This is a genomic window from Halothiobacillus sp. DCM-1 (assembly GCF_045689735.1).
In the GTDB taxonomy this organism is placed as follows: Bacteria; Pseudomonadota; Gammaproteobacteria; order Halothiobacillales; family Halothiobacillaceae; genus Halothiobacillus.
In genome coordinates, this window is the sequence record NZ_CP142685.1 from 981,999 (window position 1) to 1,003,077 (window position 21,079).

The following is a 21,079-nucleotide window of genomic DNA, read 5'->3' on the forward strand; positions in this document are numbered from 1 at the left end:
GATGCGCCGCGCGCTCGCTTGGCTGCTGACGATCTGGTTGGGGTTGACGCTCGCCGGGTGTGGGTATCACCTGCGCGGGGTCACTGCGCTCAACCCGGCCTATGCCAAAGTTTTCGTGCAGGGCATGGGATCGAATGACCCGGTGTATCAGGCGCTGGCGAATCTGTTTGTCAACAGCAATGGCGCGTTGGTCACCAATCCGGCCGAGGCGACGGCGACGCTGGTGATCGATCAAAACTCAGTGACTCAGCGCGTGGCGGTGGTAACGCCGCAGGCGGTCGTGCAGCAATACGAGCTGTATCAACAGCTTCGTTATCACCTGTCTTTTCCGGATGGCCGCCGCACGGCAGAACAAACCCTCGGATTGGCGCGTAATTACAACTACGATCCGGTGGGCGTGCTGGCGTCCTCGGGCAATGAGGCGCAGATTCGCCAAGAGCTGGCCGAAAGCATCGCGCAACGGCTGTTCTACCGCTTGATGGCCGCGCCCGCGGCGACGCCGTGAATCTGAAGCCGGAGCAACTGCCTGCCGCGCTGCAACGCAGCGTGGCCTCATTGTTCGTCCTGACCGGCGACGAGTGGCTGCTGCTGGATGAGGCGCGCTCCGCCATTGGCGCAGCGGCGCAGCGGGCGGGTGCCACCGAACGGGCGCGCTACGATGTGGAGGGGCGTTTTGATTGGCGCCAACTGCAACTGGCGCAATCGAATCTATCGCTTTTTGCCGAACGGCGGCTGATCGATTTACGCCTTCCGGGCGGCAAACCGGGCAAAGAAGGCGGCGAGTTCCTGCGGGCGCTGGCGGAGACTGTGCAGGCGCAATCCACTGAAGACATTTGGCTGATCAGCTTGCCCAAACTCGATCACGCCACGCAAAAATCGGCCTGGTTCACGGCCTTGAGCGAGGCGGGCGTGCAAATCACCTTCTGGCCGGTTGCGCGCACCGCCTTGCCGGGCTGGATCAGCGATCGGGCGGCCGCGCTCGGTCTGCGCCTGCATCCCGAGGCGGCGGCACTGCTGGCCGATCGGGTGGAAGGCAATTTACTGGCCGCGCGGCAAGAGCTGGACAAACTCGCTTTGCTGGCGCCGCAGGGCGAGATCAGCGGGGAGACACTCCTCGCGCAGCTCACGGATCAATCCCGCTTCAATCCCTTCGATCTGGGGGCGGCGATCGTCGAAGGGGATCGGCGGCGTGCCTTGCATCTGCTGCGCCGTTTGCGGCAGGAAGGCGTGGAACCCATCCTGCTGTTGTGGGTGCTCAGCCGCGAATTTCGGCTGTTGAGCCGTTGGTCGGCAGGCTCGGCGGGATCTAGTGGGGTGCCCAAGAGCCGGGCGCCACACTATGATCGAGCCGCACGGCGCTCCCCGGCCGGCTTTTGGCAGCAACTCCTGGGGCGCACGGCGGATATCGACCGTGCCGTCAAAGGGGTTTTGGCGGCGGATCCCTGGCAATTGCTCGATCGGATCACGCTGGCCGCCTGTGTGGGGCGATTGCCCCAAGCGATTGAATAAAATGGGAAAATCGTGCATGAATCGTTTGGAAGCTTGTAATGACTGAAACTCAATCCCTGCAAACCTTGATGACGGAACTGGGGGCGGCGGCGCGCCGGGCGGCCCGTGCGCTGGCCAGTGTGACCACGGCGGATAAGAACCGGGCGTTGCGCGCAATCAGCGAGGCACTCGGGCGCGCCGAACCGGAACTCTTGGCGGCCAATGCCGAGGATCTGGCTGCGGCGCGGGCGCGCGGTATGGAGGCGGCGATGCTGGATCGCCTCACGCTCACGCCCAAGGGCATCGAACAAATGGCCGATGGCGTCCGACAGATTGCGGCACTGCCGGATCCAGTCGGTGAAATCAGCGAGCTGGTGTATCGCCCGACCGGCATTCAGGTCGGCAAGATGCGGGTGCCGCTCGGGGTGGTGGGCATCATTTACGAATCCCGCCCGAATGTGACCATCGACGCCGCCGCCCTGTGTCTGAAGTCCGGCAATGCCACGATTTTGCGGGGCGGTTCGGAAGTCGCGGCTACCAACCGTGCCCTGGCGGCGGTGATCCGCGCCGGACTGGATGACGGGGGCTTGCCAGCGAATGCGGTGCAGATCGTGCCGACGACCGATCGTGCGGCGGTCGGCATGATGCTCGGCATGAATCAGTTCATCGATGTGATGATTCCGCGCGGGGGCAAGGGCTTGGTCGAACTCGTGACCGCCCAGGCGCGGATGCCGGTCATCAAGCACCTGGATGGGGTCTGCCATGTCTTTGTGGATGCCCAGGCGGATTTGCAGAAATCCGTGGCCGTCGCCCTCAACGCGAAAACCCATCGCTACGGCGTGTGTAATGCCATGGAAACCCTGCTGGTGCATGCCGCCGTGGCTGAATCGTTTTTACCCATGATCGCGCCCTTCTATGCGGAGAAAGGGGTAGAACTGCGCGGTTGCCCACGCACCCAAGCCATTCTGGGCACCATTCTGGGGGGCGGGGTCGTTGCCGCCACCGAGGCGGATTGGCATGCGGAGTATCTGGCGCCGATCCTCGCCGTGCGGGTGGTCGATTCGCTGGATGCGGCCATCGACCACATCGAAACCTATGGCTCGCACCACACGGATGCCATCATGACCGAAGACCTCGCCACAGCACGACGCTTCTTGCGGGAAGTGGATTCGGCCTCCGTAATGGTCAATGCGTCCACCCGGTTTGCCGATGGCTTTGAATACGGACTCGGCGCGGAAATCGGTATTTCCACGGATAAGATTCACGCCCGTGGGCCGGTGGGGCTGCAGGGTCTGACCTCGCAGAAATTCATCGTGCTGGGGGACGGGCACATTCGTGGCTGAGGGCGCACCGCTGCTGGGCATTCTGGGCGGCACCTTCGATCCGGTGCATTTCGGCCACTTGCGGCTGGCGGAAGAGAGCTTTGCCGCGCTCGCGCTAGAACGACTGTGTTTCGTGCCCTCGGCCAACCCGCCGCATCGGCCCGCGCCGGTGCTGGCGGCCGCCACGCGGTTCGCATTGGTGCAGGCGGCGATTGCTGATCGACCGGGGTTTTTTGCCGATGATCGCGAAATCCGGCGAGCCGGTACCTCGTACACGGTGGAGACACTGCAGGCGATGACGGCGGATTATCCAGACCATCACCGCGTGCTCATCCTTGGGATGGATGCGTTCAATGGCCTGACCCGTTGGCATCGTTGGCAGGAATTGTTTCACTATGCCCATCTTGCCGTGGCGACCCGACCGGGCGCGCAGGCCGTGGGCGAGGCAGCGGCATTGCTCGCCGAGCGGTCGATGACGGCCGATGAGCTCAAAACCCGCCCGGCGGGTGGTATCGTCCCGCTGTCGATCACCCGCCTGGATATTTCCGCCACGGCCATTCGCGCGGCGCGGGCGGCGGGTCGGTCGATCCGTTATCTCGTGCCTGAGGGGGTGCGGCTCCAGTTGGAAACATCCCAGGAACTTGTGGAATGAATCCTGCCCGGGATTTATTCAGTCCGCCTCGCCGTAGTCACACCCCGTGATGGGCTTTGCAACTGTTCGATCCGGGTTGTTGTCGTGTTGGAGGGGCTTCCTGCCCCAAACGGGAACCGCTGAGTGAACCCGCGCTTTCCTAAGCGACAGCCTGATTTTTTTATTTTGTGTAGAGAAGTAGTTATGACCCAAGAACAAAACCTGCCCCCGGCTCTGCCGGAGCCCACCCAAATCGTGGAATGGATCGTCGCGGCGCTCGACGACCTCAAGGCGGTCGATGTGCGTGTCCTCGATGTGCGGGGGCGCTGCAATTTTGCCGATTTCATGGTGTTTGCCTCCGGAACCTCCGACCGGCATCTGAAATCCCAGGCGCATAATGTGGTCGAAAAGCTGAGAGAACGCGGCGTTCGTCCGATGGGTGTCGAAGGCGATGACACCGCCGGAACGGAATGGGTGCTGGTCGATGTGACCGATGTGCTGGTGCATATCATGCTGCCGGAGACCCGCGATCACTATCAGCTTGAAAAATTGTGGTCAGCCCCTGCGGCGGGGGGAGCGGCGCCTTCGGCGCCTGCTGCCTATGCCGGTGCGATGGACAAGCTGCGCGGTGGGGCGCGCTGAATCGATTGCTGCATGAAAATCCACTTGATCAGTGTCGGTACCCGCTTGCCGGATTGGGCGGAAGCGGGCACGCAGGAATACCTCAAGCGCATGCCTGCCAATTGCGCGGTGCAGTTGATCGAGGTGCCCGCCGTGGTGCGCAGTAAAACCCTGTCGGTTGATCGTGCCAAAGCGCAGGAATGCGACCGGATCGAGGCGATGATTCCCAAAGGCGCGTGGCGGATTGTCTGCGATGAGCGGGGCAAACACTGGTCGACGGTCGGGCTGTCTGCCCAACTCGGTGAATGGTTGCAGTCGGGGCGGGATGTTGCGCTGGTGGTGGGCGGGGCGGATGGCACGACCCCGGCGCTGCGCGCGACGGCGGATCATTTATGGGCCTTGTCCGAGTTAACCTTGCCGCACCCCTTGGTTCGGGTGCTGCTGGCGGAGCAGATCTACCGTGCCTGGTCGCTGCTCCATCATCATCCGTATCACCGAGCCTGATGCGATGACAGATTCGATGCCCGACTTCTACCTAGCTTCCAGTTCGCCCCGGCGCGCGGAATTGTTGCGCGAGGCCGGGTTTGCCTTCGCGGTGTTGCCCTCTGCCGTTTCGGCGATCGATGAAACGCCGGTTCCGGGCGAAACCCCGGCGTCTCTGGTGCTGCGGCTGGCCCGTGGCAAGGCCGAAGCGGCGCTCAGCCGTGCGCGGCTGCCCGCATCGGCTGTCGTGCTGGCGGGTGATACCGTGGTTGATCTGGATGGCGCGGTGCTGGGCAAGCCGAGCGATCGACAGGCGGCGGCTGCCATGCTGACCGAGCTGAGTGGCCGCAGCCATACCGTTCATACCGCACTGGCGGTGGGGCGTGGGCAGGTCATTCGCCAGGTTCTGGTGAGTACCGAGGTACAGTTCAAACCCCTGCATGCGGCTGAAATCGCCGCCTATGTAGCCACGGGAGAGCCCCTGGACAAGGCCGGGAGTTATGCGATTCAGGGGCGGGCAGCGCAGTGGGTGATCCGCTTGCAGGGCAGTTATGGCGCGGTGGTCGGGCTGCCGCAGTATGAAATGGCCGAACTGCTGGCCGAGTTTGGTGTGTATCCCCTCTGGCACACTAAAATCGAAGGTTAAGCAAGCGCGTACGATGACCGGGGTGATGGTTCGCGTTGGGGGCATCCTTCCTCCATTTGTTATTGGAAATTTTTTGGGCGCTGCAGTATGAGCGAAGAAATTCTGATCAATGTCACGCCGCAGGAAACGCGGATCGCCTATGTAGAAAACGGCGTGTTGCAGGAGATCAATATCGAGCGGTCGCGGTCGCGCGGGATGGTCGGCAATATCTATCGTGGGCGGGTGAGCCGGGTGCTGCCGGGGATGGAAGCGGCCTTTGTGGACATCGGTCTGGATCGGGCGGCATTTCTGCATGTGTCGGATATCGACCTCAAGCCCGAAGAGAAAGAAACCGGCGTCGAATCCCGGCCGCGGCTGATTTATGAGTTATTGCGTACCGGGCAGGATTTGACCGTGCAGGTCATCAAAGACCCGCTGGGCACCAAGGGCGCGCGCCTGACGACCGAAATCACCATTCCCAGCCGCTATCTGGTGTATTTGCCAAATGGCCGGAATGTCGGGGTTTCCAGCCGGATTGGGGAATCGGAAGAGCGAGAGCGGCTCAAAGGACTGATTCAGGGTTTTTTGGCGGAGCGGGAAATGGCCGAGCAATCGCCAAATGCCGCCGAGCTCGGGGGGTTTATCGTGCGCACGGCCGCAGAAGGGGCGGATGCTGGTGCCCTCAAACGGGATTTTGATTTTCTGTTGCGGTTGTGGCGCGGGATCGAAGAGCGCCAGTGTGGCATCACCGGGGTGGGGTTGATCTTTGAAGATTTGCCGATCGTCATGCGCACGCTGCGGGATGTCCTGGGTCGCTATGTCGAAAAAATCCGCATCGATTCGCGCGAGTCGTACCATCGAGCGATGCAGTTCGCGCAGGAAATGGTGCCCGATATCCTGCCCATCCTGGAACATTACCCCGGCGAGCGCCCCCTGTTTGATCTGCATAATATCGAACAGGAAATTGCCAGCGCGCTGGATCGGCGGGTGCCGCTGAAATCCGGCGGCTATCTGATCATCGATCAAACCGAAGCCATGACGACGATCGATGTCAATACGGGCGGCTTCGTCGGCGCAAAAAATCTGGAAGAAACCATTTTCAAGACCAATCTGGAAGCGGCCAGTGCCATTGCCCGCCAGCTGCGGCTGCGGAATCTGGGGGGCATCATCATCCTGGATTTCATCGATATGTCGCAGCCCGAGCATCGGGTCGCCGTGCAGGAAACCCTGAAGCGTGCGCTGGAAAATGACCATGCCCGCACGAAGGTCTGTGAAGTCTCCGGGCTGGGGCTGATCGAGATGACCCGCAAGCGCACGCGGGAATCGCTGGAGCATATTCTCTGCACGGTCTGCCCGACCTGCGGGGGGCGCGGTACGGTGAAAACGGCGGAAACCGTCTGTTACGAGATTTTCCGTGAAGTGACCCGCGAGGCGCGGCAATACAATCCCCGGCAAATGCTGGTCATTGCATCGCCCGCGGTCATCGATCGGCTGCGGGAGGAGGATTCGACCTCGCTGGCCGAATTGCAGGAATTCATTGCCGTTCCGCTTAAATTACAGACGGATGTGCACTATCAACCCGAACAATACGACATCGTCCTGATGTAGCGCCGGGTTCAACGGGGAATTCCTGTCACGCCATGCACTTGCCGCCAATCCCTACCGTGATTCACCGCTCCTCGCGCCCGTTGCGGCGCCTGTTGCGTTGGGGGTTGGTGCTGCTGGCCAGCGCCCTGGTGCTGCTGGCCTTGTTGTTCAGCGCCCTGCGGTTGGCCTTGCCCTATCTGAATGATCATCGGGCGGAACTGGCCGCGTGGCTGTCGCAGGCATGGGGCGCGCCGGTTGCTTTCGCGCAGATCGATGTCCGGCTGGCGGGCTATCAACCGCAACTGATTCTGACGGATGTGCAATTGGGGCACACAGGCCCGCGCATTCAATCCTTGGGTGTTTCTCTGGCGCTGTGGCGGAGCGTGATGAACGCCCGACCCATGATTGGTACTCTGGTGCTCGATGCACCCAGCCTGCAACTGGCGCAGCAAGCCAATGGGCACTGGCAGTTGGTTGGCGCACCCACCGCATCGGAGCCGACATCCTGGGATCTGGCGGCTCTACGGACGCATTTGCCGGATCTGGGGAGCATCTCGCTCAATCAGGCGCGCATTGAGCTCAGCAACGCCGCGCACACAGTGACCCATTCGTTGGAACTGACAGCACAGGCGCGTCTGGGGGGACACGGCTGGGCACTTTCCGGCACCTTGTCGATACCAAGTTTTGGCGCGACGCCGGTGGCGGTGCGAGCTCAGGGGCGGTTGGATGCCCCGTTGGAGAGCGATGTATTTGTGAGTGCGCATGACTGGAGTCTTCCGGCGGTGCAGAAAAGCCTGCGCGATTTCGGTGGGGCGGATTTGCGCCAAAGTCTGGGCGGTTGTGCGGCTCAGGTTGAAGGGATGGACTGTGCAGAAGGGATGCCCTTGATTGACCGGGGGCAGTTCACCGGGGAAGTGTGGTTACATTTTCTCGGCAATCAACTGGCGCGGACACAGGCGCTTTTCGATATCAAGGCGCTGCAGGCCAGCCGGATGGCGCGCATCGCGGGCGTGAGCGCGATCAGTGAGCCGCAGGCGAGGGCGTCGGTCGATGCGATCCGTGGACGATTGGCCTGGGGCTACATTCGAGATGGTTGGCGTCTGGATGTCGATCAGTTGCAGGTTCAGGTCAATCCCCAGGAAGCCTTGCCCAGCCAGAGTGTGCATCTGATTCACCGACGGGAAAATACCTGGTTTTCGGCCGATTATGCGGATTTGAAGCAGTTGTCCGTCTGGTTGGCTACGGCGCCCCTACCCGCGCACTACCTGAAACTGCTGGGGGATAACGCCCTGACGGGGCAGGCGGAGCAGGTGCGGCTGCATTTTTCGGGCAATACTCTGGCGTCGGGCGCGCTCAGGCTCAGGCATTTTGGCAATGTGCCCGGTCAAAAATCCTGGCCGGTGGTCGGTGGGGCCGATGGTCAAGGCGGCATGAATCTCGCCTTGTTCAAACAGCCTGCCGGCTGGATTGCCCAGTTGGATGAATCCCATCTTGTGTTGGCTCTGCCGCAGCAATGGCGCGAACCGCTGGCGATCACGGCCGTCAACGGCACGGTGTATTGGGCGGAACCACCCGCCGGGGCGCAGGATGCCCCTCCGGTGTTGTTCAGTCCATCGTTGACCCTGTCCTCGCCGGATCTTCATTTTCAAGGGCAGTTCCGTTATGCGCCCGCGACGGCGAACAGCGCGCCCGCGTTGGATGTCCTCGGCCAGTTCAGCCAAATTGCCGTGGCCAGGATCCCGGCCTTTTTGCCCCGGCGGGAGATGGGCAAAGAAGCCCTGGATTGGCTAGATCGCGCTTTGCCTGGCGCGCATCAAACCGGCGAGGTGACCCAAGGTTCGCTGGAATTTCATGGCGATCCCTCGCGGTTCCCGTTTGAACGGGGCGGGGGATTTTTGTCCGTGAATTTCGACTTTGCGAATTTGCATCTACCGTTCCAACCCGGCTGGCCGTCACTGGACGCGGCGGCAGGACATATCGCCTTTATCAACCAGCAATTTCATGCGGCGCTGACGGCCGGAACATTGGCCGGGGTGCCGGTGGCGGGCGGGCGAGTCAGCCTGTTCGACCTGAATCGCCCCATGCTGAATCTGGCGGTACGGACGACCGCGCCCTTGCCGGATTTGTTGCGCTTCCTGCATGCCACGCCGCTGCTGGGCAATTCGAATGCGCTGCAATCCTTGCAAACGACGGGCAAAGCCGCGTTGTCGGTTGATGGCGATATCGGTCTCGAGGCGCGGTTGCCGACTACTATTCAGGGGCGGCTGACCTTGCAAAACAATGGCCTGGCGATTGCCGATTCCGGGCTGCGTCTGACGGATTTGTCCGGTGTGCTCCAGTTCAGCAATACCCGGATCAGTGGCCATGCCTTGAGCGGACAGGTCAACGGTGCCCCCGTCCAGTGGTCGGTAGAGACGGGGGGGAAATCACCGCAGGAAGTCACCCGCATTCATGTCCATGGGGCATTGGATCCGCTGTTTTATCTGCGGTCGCTGGCTGTCGGTGCGAACGGATGGGCAGCCAAAGTGACGGGCAAATCCCAGGTGACGGCGACGGTGGAACTGCCGCATCAGGGGCATGATTTCTCGATCGACGCGCAAACGGATTTGCTTGGGGTCACCAGCGAGTTGCCAGTGCCGCTGACGAAGGCACCGGATACGACCTGGCCGATTCGCGTGTCGCTCGGGTTTGTCTCGGGCAAGCTGGCGCAACTGGATTTAACCAGCAGCGCGCAGTTGGGTTGGCAGGCGCATCTGCGGTTCGGTGCAGGGAGAACGCTGACGGGCTCCGCCGGGAATAGCGTCTCGCCGAACCCGCTATCCGGCCTCGATCTTTCGATCGCTACCCCGGTGCTGGATTGGGATGCCTGGCAACCGGTATTGATGGCGGGTTCGTCCACGGCCTCGCCAGACAATGGCATTCCCTTTCATCTGCAACTGCATTGTGCGGACTTCAAAGCCGCCGGGACGACGCTGGGCGCTACGGACATCTCCGTGCAGTTCAACGACGCCCGTTACCGCGTCAAATTCGCCGGAGCCGCCCTGCAAGGCGATCTCGAATATCAGCCGGCTGCGGCGGGTGAGCGCGCCACGGTGAAGGCGCAATTCGCGCGGCTGTATTTGCCGAAAGTTGCGGATACCGAGCACTCAGCCGGGTCACTGTCTCCGCCTGCCCCTCCGCAGTCGTGGAATTTATCCCGGTTACCTGTCGGGCAGATTGAGATCAAGGATTTGCGGCGTGGGGATCAACGGTGGGGTGCCTTGGCGTTTTCGATGGTGTCTGATGCGCAGGGTTGGCACTTAAACCCGATTCAATGGCAGCCGACAGACGGGGTGCAACTCGATGGGCGCGCGGTGGTGCGCGGTTCTGGTGAGCAACAACGCACGGTACTGACCTTGTCGGGGCAGGGCGATGCGCTGGGTCAGGCGCTCAAGCAGCTCTACGGGAACAGCCCGATCACCGGGGGGAAGATCGAGCGTCTACATCTTGATCTGGACTGGCCCGGGAGTCCGGATTCGTTTGCGTTGGCGCGACTCAATGGCGCGGGCTCACTCCGTCTCAAGGCGGGGCAGGTCAATGACATCGATCCGGGCGCGGGGCGTCTGGCCGGTTTGTTTAGCCTGAGTGCCTTGACCAAACGGCTACAGCTCGATTTCAGCGACATATTCGACCGGGGCTTACGGTTCGATGAGCTAAATGCCGACTGGACGATTCAACAGGGGCTGTTGACGCTGGCGCCGCTGGAGGTAAAAAATGCCTCTTTGCACCTGAATATCCAAGGCGACAGCAACCTGGCCGATGATTCGTTGAAGTATCAGGTGAAGGTCTATTCGGATGTCGGCATGCTGCTGCCGATCATCGGCACCGTGGCGGGCGGGCCGCTGGTCGGCGGCGCGGTGCTCGCCGTGCAGCAGGCACTGAAATCCATTGATAAAAACCCAAGCCCGACCATGGTTTATGAAGTCACCGGCACCCTGTCCAAGCCGGTGATCCAACGATTATCTGCGGTACCAACCCCCACCCCTTGACGCCGCCCCGCCTAGGGCAGGTTCACGCAGGAGGCGATTCCAATGACCGGCACATCTCAGGCGACCGCCGCCGTGATCCAGCTCAACGGACGGGCGAGCTGGGCGGAAAACCAACCGATCATCGAACGGCTGGTGCGTGAAGCCGCGCAATCGGGGGCACAGTTGGCGGTATTGCCGGAAAATCTCTACGCGATGCCCGCCGACCCATCGGCGCTGCGGGCGATGGGTTTTTCGCCCGATGAACCGCCCCTGCGCTGGCTGCAAAATTTGGCGCGCACAGCGGGCATCTGGCTCGTGGCGGGCACCCTGCCGATTCGGGATGAAGCCAGCGGCAAACTCTGGGCGCGCAGCTATGTGTTGACCGCGACGGGTGAAATCGCGGCCGAATACGACAAAATCCACCTGTTCGATGTCACCGTGCCGGACGGGGAGGAGGGCGAATCGTACCGCGAGTCCGACCTGTTTCTCGCCGGTTCGACCCCGGTCGTGGTCGATACGCCGATCGGTCGATTAGGGCTATCCATTTGTTTCGATTTGCGTTTTCCTGAATTATTCCGGCGATTGGTCGATGCCGGAGCCACGGTCATCAGCCTGCCCGCCGCCTTCACCGAAACGACTGGGCGGGCGCATTGGGAATGCCTGCTGCGCGCGCGGGCGATTGAAAATCAGGTCGTCATGCTGGCGGCCGGGCAGGTCGGCACGCATGCCAGCGGCCGGAAAACCTGGGGACATAGCCTGATCGTCGATCCCTGGGGGCAGGTGCTCGCGGATGCGGCTGATCACCCGGATTGCCAGCGCACGGCAACCTGGTCCCGCGAGGCACAACAGCAGCTCAGAACCAGTTTTCCGGTGCTGAGCTTGCGACGGCTGTGATTCATAGAGACGGGAAAATTCCATTATAACTGGGGCGTTACACGCGGATTGAGCCAAGGAATTGCTGATCAAATCAGCGCTTCGTTGGCTGATGGACTTGAGATCGAATTATTGGATGGGGGGCGGGGATGGCGCATTATCTCGATCGATTTAAGGTGGTGATTCGTGAGGTGGTAACCGCCGACATAATGCGCGGGTTAGCGGGTGCCGGTGCGGATCATGTTCAGAGGAGCATTGGCTCGTTCGCTTGTAGCTTGCTGCTCGCGGCGCTGCTGCTGTCGAGCCTGATCGCGTCGCCCGTATGCGCCGCTGATGCCGTGCAACGCGTCACCGACATCACCCTGCCCGGCCCGACAGGCCGCTTCGATTATGTGGCGTTGGACGCTGTGCACGACCGCCTGCTCATCAATCAGATGGACGCGGGTCGGGTGCTGGTGTTCGACCTGCACAGCCGAAAACTCGTCGGGCAGGTGGCGGGGCTGCAGTCGCCCACCGGCATCACCGTGGCGCCACAGCTCGGGTTGGCCTTTGTGAGCGACCCCGGCGGCACACTGGACAAGGTGTGGGGTGACGGCACGGTGGACGCCATCGACACCGCAACCCTGCGCCTCGTGCGGCGCTTTGCCGCCGCCGGTTTTCCCGACGGCAGCGCCTGGGTTCCGGGCATTGCACGGCTGTTCGTCTCCAACGAGCGCGGCGGCAAGGAAACGGTGATTGGCGGCACGCCGCTGCGGGTGGAAGGCAATATCCACCTGGGCGGTGAAGCTGGCAACAGCGCCTATGACGCCAGCGCGGATCGCGTGCTGGTGAATGTGCAGGCGCGCAACCAGATCGTCGCCATCGATCCGCGCACGCTCGCCATCACTCGCAGAGTCGATCTGCCGGCGACCTGCGCGCACAACCACGGCCTGCTGGTGGACGATGCCGACCGTCTCGCCTTCGTCGCCTGCGACGGCAACGCCCGGCTGCTCAGCCTGCGCCTGCCGAACCTCACCCCGGTGGACCTGCACCGCTTGGGCCGCGACCCCGACGTGCTCGCACTCGACGCCGCGCGCCACCGCCTGTGGGTGGCCAGCGAAAGTGGCGTGGTCAGCGTGTTCGCGGTGACGCCGGATGGTCTGCGTACTTTGTGGCGCGGCAGCGTCGGCCCGGACGCACACAGCCTGGCGATCGATCCCGCCACCGGCTGGGCCTGGTTTCCGCTGGAGGATGAGGGTGGCCAGCCAATGCTGCGGGCGATGCAGTTCACTTCAGGATGAAGTGTTGCTGACCTTACTGACCAAAATTCCGGGGTAGGTTTGGCGCTCGGGTGTGGGTTAGGGGAGCGAAGGAAGCATTGAAACAATCCATTCATGGATTTATCCAACAAGACTCGTCGGGGCGCATGCTCGCGACGAGTTTGATTAATCAACGGGTTAAGTCGTTGTTCGCGTTGAGGCATCCCCGCCTTAAACAGGAATTGCTGATTAACTCAGCGTTTCCTTAGCTCAGAAGGTGCCGTTGCCCCGGCCGCGCATCTCGCACCAGCAGTTCTTCCACGGGGCGCCGAGTTTTTTTCGGCCAGTTGCCTTCGCCGTTATAGCCTACGGTAATCATCAGCACCGGGAGGTATCGTTCGGCGATGGCAAAGGTTTTTTTGAGTTTGGCGGCGTCGAAGCCGATCATCGGACCCGTCACCAGCCCCAGCGCGGTGGCGGCGGTCATCAGGTTCATAGCGGCCAAGGCGCCCGAGCGAATCGCTTCGTCGTGGGCGCGGGCGGGGTCGGCATAGCCATTTTTCACGGTATCGACGAAATAATCGGCCAGTGACTGGTTGTAGATGCCGGCCTGAACATCGGCTTGCGCCACCTCGGCAAAGTGCTCATGCGCGCGCAGATCGCCCAATACCACCAGCACCAACGGCGCTTCTTCCACCTTGGCCTGATTGTAGGCAATCGCCCGGAGGGTTTGGCGGGCAGCCAAATCCTGCACGGCAAGGAACCGGGTATGTTGCTGGTTGAATGAGCTGGGCGCTTGACGGGCGGCATCAATCAGGGTGACCAACATCTCGTCCGACACGGGACGGCTGGAGAAATGGTTGGCGGAAAAGCGTTGTTTGATTGCAGTCAAGGTGTCCATCGGAGTGCTCCATCGTCGGGGGTGAAAGTGGTTAACTAATTGATCCTGTTAGGCGCTGAGTTGCCCCAGACGACCGGCCTGGTAGTCTTGCAATGCCTGTTCGATTTCCGCCTGGCTGTTCATCACAAAGGGGCCGTAGTGCACGATCGGCTCGCCCAGCGGTCGGCCGCTGATGAGGAGCGCCCGCCCACCCGCCTGGCTGCGGAGCGTGATGGGTTGATTATCCAGCGGAAAGCTCAGCAGGTGCCCATCGCCGAAGCCTTCTTCTGGGGTGGTTCCCATATCGCCCGCATAGACATACACCTGCAATGCGTAGCCCTTGGGGAGGGTGACCTGCACCTGTGCCTCGGCGGCTAGAGTGAGATCGGCCAGACCCGCGCCGCTGCCGAGCGTGGCCAAGGCACCTTGTCCGGTATCCTGATTGAGTTGCCAGTGGTCCGCGATCAGTCGGACGCTGCCCCCGGCGAAGGTCAATTCGGGAATTTCCTCAGCGCGTACATCCCGGTAGGCCGGGGCGCTCATCTTTTCCGCGGCGGGCAGATTGATCCATAACTGGAAGCCATGTAAACCGGCCTGATCGAGCACGGGCATTTCCGAGTGAATGACCCCGCGACCGGCGCGCATCCACTGAGCGCCCCCTCGGCTGACACCCCCTTCATGTCCTTGCGAATCCCGGTGGTTGAGTCCTCCAGCCAGCAGATAGGTGATCGTTTCAAAGCCGCGATGAGGATGCGGGGGAAAGCCGCCGATGTAATCTTCCGATGCGGTCGCCTTGAGTTCGTCGAGCATGAGCAATGGATCGTAGCCTGCGCTAAAGGCAGGGATTCTGCGGATTTTGACACCGGCGCCATCTTGGGTGGGGCGCGCCTGACTGACACGATAGCGGGGCATGAGGGTTCTCCCGTTGGATTGCGAATGTCAGCAGTGTAGTGCGCACATTACTTAGATAAAATCGAATATATTTTCAATATATTTTCTAAAATTTAGAAATCATGGAGGACACATGGACGATGTTCGCGCCTGGCGCTGGCTCATAATGGTGATTGATCTGGGCGGCTTAACGGCGGCCGCCGCCCGCGTGCACCGGAGTCCATCCACCATCAGCCATGCGATTAAAACCCTGGAAGATCGCATTGGGGTGCCGCTGGTGACTTATCGCGGACGCAATCTGATCTTGACGGAAGCCGGGCGCGCATTGACCGAGCGAATGCGTCCGGTGCTGCGGGATCTGGATGAGGCCACCGGCCTGGTCACACAGATTCGGGCGGGCGTCGAACCCTTGCTGCGGGTAGCGATCGATCAGATTGTGCCGCAAGAGCAGGTGTGCGGGCTTTTGCAGCAACTGGCGGACGCTTATCCGGCGACCCGGGTGGAACTTTACGAAACCGTGCTGGGCGGTGGGCCATTACGGTTGTTGTCCGGCGAAGTGGACGCCTATCTGGGTTCGCAGGAAGTGACGCATCATGCGGGGCGTGCCGCAGGCTATGTCACCCTGGTGGCGATGGCGGCGAAAACCCATCCGCTGGCTCAAGCGCAGCGCAGCCCGCTGGATGAGGCCGAACTTCGCCGGTATCGACAAATCGTCATTCGGGATTCCGCACCGCAGCGGCTGGCGAGAGGCAGTTGGCTTGCCGCCGAACAGCGTTATACCGTCGATCACCTGCATACGGCCGTCGGTCTGGTTCGAGCCGGATTGGGGTTTTCCTGGCTGCCGTCTTTCGTGCTCTCTCAGGAGCCCGGTTTGACCGCGTTATCCTTGCCGGAACACATGGCGGAAACTCTGCCGCTGGCGCTGTATGCGCGACCCGGGTTTTCCTCCGGGCCGGCTGGGCGGTTGATTCAGGATATCGTCGCGCAGGCGATCAATGGATTGTCGATGCCTTGACTGCGCGCCGTTGCAATCCATAGGCCGCAATCCACCACAGGCCGAGCACCAGGGTAATGCTCAGCAGCAACCACCACAGCACGATCAGACCGAACAGGTTGGGTGCCTGCATGAAGGTCGTCATCAGCGAATCCTGGTAGTAGAAAAACCAGGCATGGTTGGCCGGAAAGACGCTGCGATGAAACCAGTCAAACACCCGAATCGGACCGATGATCGCCACCAGCAGCCCGCCGAACCCCAGCAGAACGAGCGTCCCCACCACCGCATGCCGAAGACTCGGCAGCGGCTTGTGTTGCCAGGCGACAAAACCCAGCCACAGCAACCATAAAAGGAAAGCCGCCACGCTGATGCCTTCTCCCACCCGGACGACGCGCGCGACATCGGTGAGATGCTGCACTTCCGCCGGGGTGAGAAAATCTCCCAGCACCTGGCCGGAGGGATTGTGATACTTCAGCTCGGCGAGCCCTTGGCCGTGGTGATTGATGGCCGTGGTAATGGCTGCAAACAGCCGTTCGCGTTCCGCGAGATCAGTTTCAACAAAGCTTTGTTTGCCAAAATGATTTTGGGGCGTGTACTGGTTGATCGTCGCGCCAATATCCAGCAGGCGGTAATTGAGCGGATAGAAAAAATTGACCTGTGAGAGCAACACCCAGGCCAGACCCAAGGCCGCCGGCCAGAGCAGCAGCAAAGGGACGAGCCAATCCATCACGGAGCGAACGATGCGCGGCATGGCTATCTCCTGCAAGCCATCGGAGGGCGGTATTATGCCGGGGTTTTCCTCAAGGATATGTTGATGTCTCGCCCTGATGTTCGAGAATTTCCGGCACTTGCCGCCCAACGCGAAGCGCTTGCAGCGTCGCCGAGTGAGTTGGTCGGGCTGATCGAAGCCTTGTTGCTGGCTGAAGGGGCACCGTTGTCGCGCGCGCGCCTGCAGCACATGCTGGGCGAAGCCATCCCGGCAAGCGCATTGGAACAAGCCCTTGCGGCGCTGGTGCAACGCTATGCCGATCATCCGTACATTGATTGCCTGCCCCGTATGATGGCGGGCGAAGAGACCTGGAGCCTGGTGGCCAACGCCGCCGTAGCGCCCTATCTTGCGCGGGCACAGGCACCGCGCACGGCGCGATATTCCCGTGCGGTGCTGGAAACGCTGGCCTTGATCGCTTGGCGCCAGCCGATCACGCGCGGGGAAATCGAGGCCGTGCGCGGGGTTGCAGTCAATCCGCAGATCATCCGGCAGTTGATGGATCGCGGCTGGATTCGCAGCGTCGGGGTGCGGGAAACGCCCGGTCGCCCGGAACTGCTCGCCACGACCGACGAGTTCCTGCGCGATTTCAATTTGCCTGATCTCTCCGCACTGCCAACGCTCGACGCGTTTGGCACGCAGGGCGAGCTGGTGGTCTGATGTTGACGGGGCTGCAAACCGTATGGCGGCATCTGCCGCATTACTGGGTGTTGACCCGGATGAACCGGCCGATCGGTATTTATCTGTTGATGTGGCCGACCTGGTGGGCGCTGTGGCTGGCGGGGCGGGGGCAAACCCCGGACTGGCGGCTGTGGCTCATCTTTACCGCCGGAGTGGTGGTGATGCGTGCGGCGGGCTGCGCCATCAACGATTATGCGGATCGGCAGGTTGATGCCCATGTCGCACGCACCCGGCACCGGCCGCTGGCCGCCGGATTGATTTCCCCCCGCGAGGCGCTGGGCGTATTCGTCGTGCTCTGCCTCATCGCCCTGCTGCTGGTGCTGCAACTCAATACCGCGACGATTCTGCTGTCCTTGGTCGCGGTCGTTTTGGCGGCGAGTTATCCCTTTGGCAAGCGCATTCACCATTTACCGCAGCTGCATCTTGGGTTGGCGTTCGGCTGGTCGATCCCGATGGCCTTTGCCGCGCAAACTGGCAGCGTGCCCACGGTTGGCTGGATTCTTTTGGCGGCGAATGTAGCGTGGACGATTGCCTATGACACCCTGTATGCGATGGCAGATCGGGAGGATGATTTGAAAATCGGCGTCAAATCGACCGCGATCTTGTTTGGTCGCTGGGATTTACCGATCATCAGCGCGCTGTATGGGCTGGCATTGGGGCTGCTGGCCTGGATCGGCCTGCGGCAAGGTTTGGGGGTCGGCTATTTCGTGGGATTGTCGTTGGCTGCATGCAGTGCCGCGTGGTTGGTTTATGGCGCCCGCAGCCGGGGCGCAGCCGAAAGCTTTCAGGCGTTTTTGCGCAACAACCTGTTTGGCGCGCTGGTGATGCTCGGGTTCCTATTGGGTTAAGGGTACTGCGCTGGGCGATTTCTTCCGCCCGAACGACTCGGCGACTACATAGAACGCCGGTGTTACATACAGCGTGAGGATTTGCGAGAACACGAGCCCGCCCACCACGGCAACGCCCAAGGGTTGATGTGCCTGCGCCTGCGCGCCGATGCCCAAGGCAATCGGCAGTGTGCCCAGAATCGCCGCGAGTGTGGTCATGGTGATGGGGCGAAATCGCACCGCGCAGGCATCCACAATCGCATCCACGGCAGATTCGCCTTCCCGCCGGCGGTTGATGGCAAAATCCAGCATGATGATGCCGTTCTTTTTCACCAGCCCGACCAGCATGATGATGCCGACGAAGCTGAACACATCCAGCGGCTGTTTGAACACCCACAGCGAAAACAAGGCACCAAAGCCCGCCAGGGGCAGCGCGGTGAGGATGGTGAGCGGATGGATGAAGTGCTCGTACAAAATCGCGAGAATCACATAAATCACCAGAATGGTGACGCCGAGCAAAATCGGCAGGGTTTTGAGCGACGACTGGAACGCCTGCGCTGAGCCTGCGAACTGACCGGAAACATTCTGCGGCAGGGATTGTGCTGCCGCCGCCTCAATCGCCTGACTGACCTTATCCAGCGTATAGCCCGGTTGCAAATCGAACGAGAGGGTGACGGAGGGCAACTGGCCGTAATGCGTCAAAGACAGCGGGCCGACCCCGGTGCTGAAGCGCGTCACCGCTGACAGCGGCACCAGTGTGTTGTTACTGCCCGGCACACTGATGGCTTCCAGCGCGGAAAGATCGTTCTGATAGCGCGGGGCGAGTTGCGCGATCACTTGATATTGATTACTCGCGCCGTAGATGGTGCTGACCTGGGTGCCGCCAAAAGCGAGATTCAGCGTTTGCTCCAGCGCCTGCGAAGTCACGCCCAGCGCGGCGGCGCGGTCACGCAGAATCTCGACATTGATTTGCGGGTTGCGAATCTGCAGGCTGGTATCGACGCTGGTGACGCCGGGGATCGACCGCAGAACCGGCAGAAAATCCTTGGCGGCCTGGTTGAGCAGCGATTGATCGGTCGATTGCAGCACGAACTGATAATTCGAGTTACTGGACAAGGCGCCAATCTGAATCGCGGGCGGTTCCATGAAAAAAATCCGGGTGGCACCCAGCAACCGGCTGGCGCGTTGCATTTCGCCCCGTAACGATTGCACCACCTGATTGGATGGCGCGCGGTCTTTGGCGGGTTTGAGCTGAATCATCATAAAGCCGACATTGCTGCCGCCCCCGCCTGCGCCGCCTTGACCTGCATTGGACATGACCGTCAGTACTGCCGGGTTTTTTTGAATCAAGGCGGCAATTTTTTGCTGCTGCGCCTTGAGATTCTCAAAGCTGATGCCTTCGGGATAACTCAGCGAGGCCATGATCATGCCGGTATCGGAGGTCGGGATGAAGCCCTTTTGCAGATGCTGGAAGAAATAGACCGCGCCACCCAGGGAACCCAAGGCCAAAGCCAGCACCAGCCAACGGAATTTGAGCGACCAGCGCAGGCTCACGATATAACCGTGCGTGATCGCGTCGAACCCACGGCGCAACAAACTGGGGCGGCGCGCCACGGGAATGCCGCCCACCATGCGGCGCGCCGGGTCGCGCAGACGCGCCAGCAGCATCGGGGTCAGGGCGAGGGCGACCAGGCCGGACATCAGAATGACGATGCCAATGGTCGCGCCAAACTCCAGAAACAGCCGACCCAGCAAACCGCCCATGAAAATCAGCGGCAAGAACACCGCGGCGAGCGAGAGCGTCATCGACAGAATCGTAAAACCGATCTCCCGGCTGCCATCGAGCGCGGCTTGGCGAATGGGCTTGCCCATCTCCCGATGCCGGGCGATGTTTTCCAGCATGACCACCGCGTCATCCACCACAAAGCCAACCGCCAGAGTAAGCGCAAGCAGGGTCAGGATGTTCAGGCTATACCCGAGCAAGTGCATGACGGCGAAGGTGCCGAGCACGGACACCGGAATCGAAATGACGGCCACCAGCGTTTGCCGCCATTGGCCGAGAAACAGCCAGATCACCGCCGCGACCAGCAGACTGGCCAGAATCAGGGTGAATTCAACTTCCTCGACGGCGGCCTGAATGTAGCTGGATTTATCGTAAATGATGCGCATCGTCATGCCGCCGGGGAGCGTGGCGTTGAGCTTAGGCAGTGCCGCGCGAATATCTTCAGCGATTTTGACGGTGTTGCTGTTGGGCTGGCGGACGATGGCCAGAATGATGCCGCGATCCTGATTGATCCAGGTCGCCCGGGTGTTCTGCATCACGCCATCTTCGGCATGACCCAATTGATCGAGGGTGATCGGGGCGCCGTTGTTATAGGCCACGATCATGCGGTTGAATGCCGCCGCATTGCTGAGCTGACCATCCACCTTGAGGTTGTATTGCCGGGTCGGGCTTTGCAGCGTGCCTTGGGGCAGATTGCTGTTATGCGAGGCAATGGAGGAGACGAGGCTCGACAGCGACAGATTGCGCAGTTGCAGCGCATAGGGATTCAGCATGAGCCGCACGGCGTAGGTTTGTCCGCCAAAGACCCGCACTTCCGATACGCCGGGAATCGATTGCAGCTTCACGGCCAATTGCTGTTCGGCAAAAGCATCCAATTGATACAGCGGCAAATCTGGTGCCGACAGGCCGATGAACACGATCGGGCTATCGGTGGGGTTTTGCTGCCGCACGATGGGCTGTTGCGTCATCGTGCTGGGGAAAAATCGGGACGCTTGCGTCACCGCCGCCTGCGTATCCTGCGTGGCGGCGTTGATATCCCGATTGAGATCGAATTGCAGCGTGATGCGCGTGGTGCCGGTGCTGTTGACCGAGTTCACCGATAAAAGTCCCGGAATGCCGGAAAATGCCTGCTCCATGGGCGAGGCGACGGCACTGGCCATCAGCTCCGCACTGGCACCGGGCAAGCTCGCCGAGACGGACACGGTGGGGAAGGCGACATCCGGTAACATCGCCACCGGCAGGGCGCGCCAGGCATACACCCCAAAAATGATCAGCGCGAGGAACAGCACGGTGCTCATTACGGGGCGCTCGATAAACGGCGCGGCGAGGTTGTGTTTCATCAAAGTGCTCATTGCGCTGGGCTCCGGTCAGCAGAGTTGAGT

18 protein-coding genes are annotated in these 21,079 nt (G+C 61.4%); 14 read left to right on the top strand and 4 right to left on the bottom strand.

The window, feature by feature from the left end; genetic code table 11:
• The first annotated feature begins 1 nt into the window (after nucleotide 1).
• The 11 genes from lptE to VOI35_RS04700 all read left to right on the top strand — a co-directional run bounded on the left by lptE (nucleotide 2) and on the right by VOI35_RS04700 (nucleotide 12,917).
• Entirely contained in the window at nucleotides 2-505 is a 504-nt protein-coding gene (lptE, locus tag VOI35_RS04650; protein ID WP_407276719.1) for an LPS assembly lipoprotein LptE, read from the top strand.
• Nucleotides 502-1,509, top strand: a complete 1,008-nt coding sequence (gene holA, locus VOI35_RS04655) for a DNA polymerase III subunit delta (protein ID WP_407276720.1) — start codon at nucleotides 502-504, stop codon at nucleotides 1,507-1,509. Before lptE ends, holA begins: the two co-directional genes overlap by 4 nt.
• Before the next feature lie 38 nt (nucleotides 1,510-1,547).
• Nucleotides 1,548-2,831 (top strand): glutamate-5-semialdehyde dehydrogenase, encoded by a 1,284-nt coding sequence (locus VOI35_RS04660; protein WP_407276721.1) that lies wholly within the window; start codon nucleotides 1,548-1,550, stop codon nucleotides 2,829-2,831.
• A complete protein-coding gene (gene nadD / locus VOI35_RS04665) occupies nucleotides 2,824-3,462 on the top strand; it encodes a nicotinate-nucleotide adenylyltransferase (protein ID WP_407276722.1) in 639 nt (212 codons plus the stop codon). Before VOI35_RS04660 ends, nadD begins: the two co-directional genes overlap by 8 nt.
• 183 nt (nucleotides 3,463-3,645) lie before the next feature.
• Nucleotides 3,646-4,083, top strand: a complete 438-nt coding sequence (gene rsfS / locus VOI35_RS04670; RefSeq protein ID WP_407276723.1) for a ribosome silencing factor — start codon at nucleotides 3,646-3,648, stop codon at nucleotides 4,081-4,083.
• Between the two features lie 12 nt (nucleotides 4,084-4,095).
• Nucleotides 4,096-4,566: a 23S rRNA (pseudouridine(1915)-N(3))-methyltransferase RlmH gene (gene rlmH, locus VOI35_RS04675; protein ID WP_407276724.1), complete on the top strand. Its 471-nt coding sequence runs from the start codon at nucleotides 4,096-4,098 to the stop codon at nucleotides 4,564-4,566.
• A gap of 4 nt (nucleotides 4,567-4,570) precedes the next feature.
• A complete protein-coding gene (locus VOI35_RS04680) occupies nucleotides 4,571-5,191 on the top strand; it encodes a Maf family protein (protein WP_407276725.1) in 621 nt (206 codons plus the stop codon).
• Nucleotides 5,192-5,278: 87 nt separating this feature from the next.
• The gene (gene rng, locus VOI35_RS04685) at nucleotides 5,279-6,778 is read left to right on the top strand and encodes a ribonuclease G (RefSeq protein WP_407276726.1); all 1,500 of its coding nucleotides are present in this window, start codon (nucleotides 5,279-5,281) and stop codon (nucleotides 6,776-6,778) included.
• A 32-nt stretch (nucleotides 6,779-6,810) separates the two neighbouring features.
• Entirely contained in the window at nucleotides 6,811-10,785 is a 3,975-nt protein-coding gene (locus VOI35_RS04690) for a YhdP family protein (RefSeq protein WP_407276727.1), read from the top strand.
• 42 nt (nucleotides 10,786-10,827) lie between these two features.
• Nucleotides 10,828-11,658, top strand: a complete 831-nt coding sequence (locus tag VOI35_RS04695; RefSeq protein WP_407276728.1) for a carbon-nitrogen hydrolase family protein — start codon at nucleotides 10,828-10,830, stop codon at nucleotides 11,656-11,658.
• Between the two features lie 128 nt (nucleotides 11,659-11,786).
• The gene (locus VOI35_RS04700) at nucleotides 11,787-12,917 is read left to right on the top strand and encodes a YncE family protein (protein ID WP_407276729.1); all 1,131 of its coding nucleotides are present in this window, start codon (nucleotides 11,787-11,789) and stop codon (nucleotides 12,915-12,917) included.
• A gap of 223 nt (nucleotides 12,918-13,140) precedes the next feature.
• On the opposite strand, the gene VOI35_RS04705 is transcribed toward VOI35_RS04700, so the two are convergent.
• Both VOI35_RS04705 and VOI35_RS04710 read right to left on the bottom strand, forming a co-directional pair.
• Nucleotides 13,141-13,776 carry a nitroreductase family protein gene (locus VOI35_RS04705; protein WP_407276730.1) on the bottom strand — a complete coding sequence of 212 codons (636 nt, stop codon included), beginning with the start codon at nucleotides 13,774-13,776 and terminating at the stop codon, nucleotides 13,141-13,143.
• A gap of 48 nt (nucleotides 13,777-13,824) precedes the next feature.
• Nucleotides 13,825-14,667 (bottom strand): pirin family protein, encoded by an 843-nt coding sequence (locus VOI35_RS04710; protein ID WP_407276731.1) that lies wholly within the window; start codon nucleotides 14,665-14,667, stop codon nucleotides 13,825-13,827.
• A 112-nt stretch (nucleotides 14,668-14,779) separates the two neighbouring features.
• On the opposite strand from VOI35_RS04710, the gene VOI35_RS04715 reads away from it, so the two are divergent.
• Nucleotides 14,780-15,661, top strand: coding sequence for a LysR family transcriptional regulator (locus VOI35_RS04715; RefSeq protein WP_407276732.1), 882 nt, complete (start codon nucleotides 14,780-14,782; stop codon nucleotides 15,659-15,661).
• Here VOI35_RS04715 and VOI35_RS04720 read toward each other — a convergent pair.
• Nucleotides 15,639-16,391 (bottom strand): DUF1461 domain-containing protein, encoded by a 753-nt coding sequence (locus VOI35_RS04720; RefSeq protein ID WP_407276733.1) that lies wholly within the window; start codon nucleotides 16,389-16,391, stop codon nucleotides 15,639-15,641. The two genes, VOI35_RS04715 and VOI35_RS04720, sit on opposite strands and share 23 nt — an antisense overlap.
• A gap of 63 nt (nucleotides 16,392-16,454) precedes the next feature.
• Between VOI35_RS04720 and VOI35_RS04725 the strand changes: the two genes are divergently transcribed.
• Together VOI35_RS04725 and ubiA are read left to right on the top strand one after the other, a co-directional pair.
• Entirely contained in the window at nucleotides 16,455-17,066 is a 612-nt protein-coding gene (locus tag VOI35_RS04725) for an SMC-Scp complex subunit ScpB (protein WP_407276734.1), read from the top strand.
• Nucleotides 17,066-17,935, top strand: coding sequence for a 4-hydroxybenzoate octaprenyltransferase (gene ubiA, locus VOI35_RS04730; protein ID WP_407276735.1), 870 nt, complete (start codon nucleotides 17,066-17,068; stop codon nucleotides 17,933-17,935). Before VOI35_RS04725 ends, ubiA begins: the two co-directional genes overlap by 1 nt.
• Here the strand turns inward: ubiA and VOI35_RS04735 are convergent.
• Nucleotides 17,924-21,049 carry an efflux RND transporter permease subunit gene (locus tag VOI35_RS04735; RefSeq protein ID WP_407276736.1) on the bottom strand — a complete coding sequence of 1,042 codons (3,126 nt, stop codon included), beginning with the start codon at nucleotides 21,047-21,049 and terminating at the stop codon, nucleotides 17,924-17,926. The two genes, ubiA and VOI35_RS04735, sit on opposite strands and share 12 nt — an antisense overlap.
• Nucleotides 21,050-21,079: the final 30 nt, after the last annotated feature.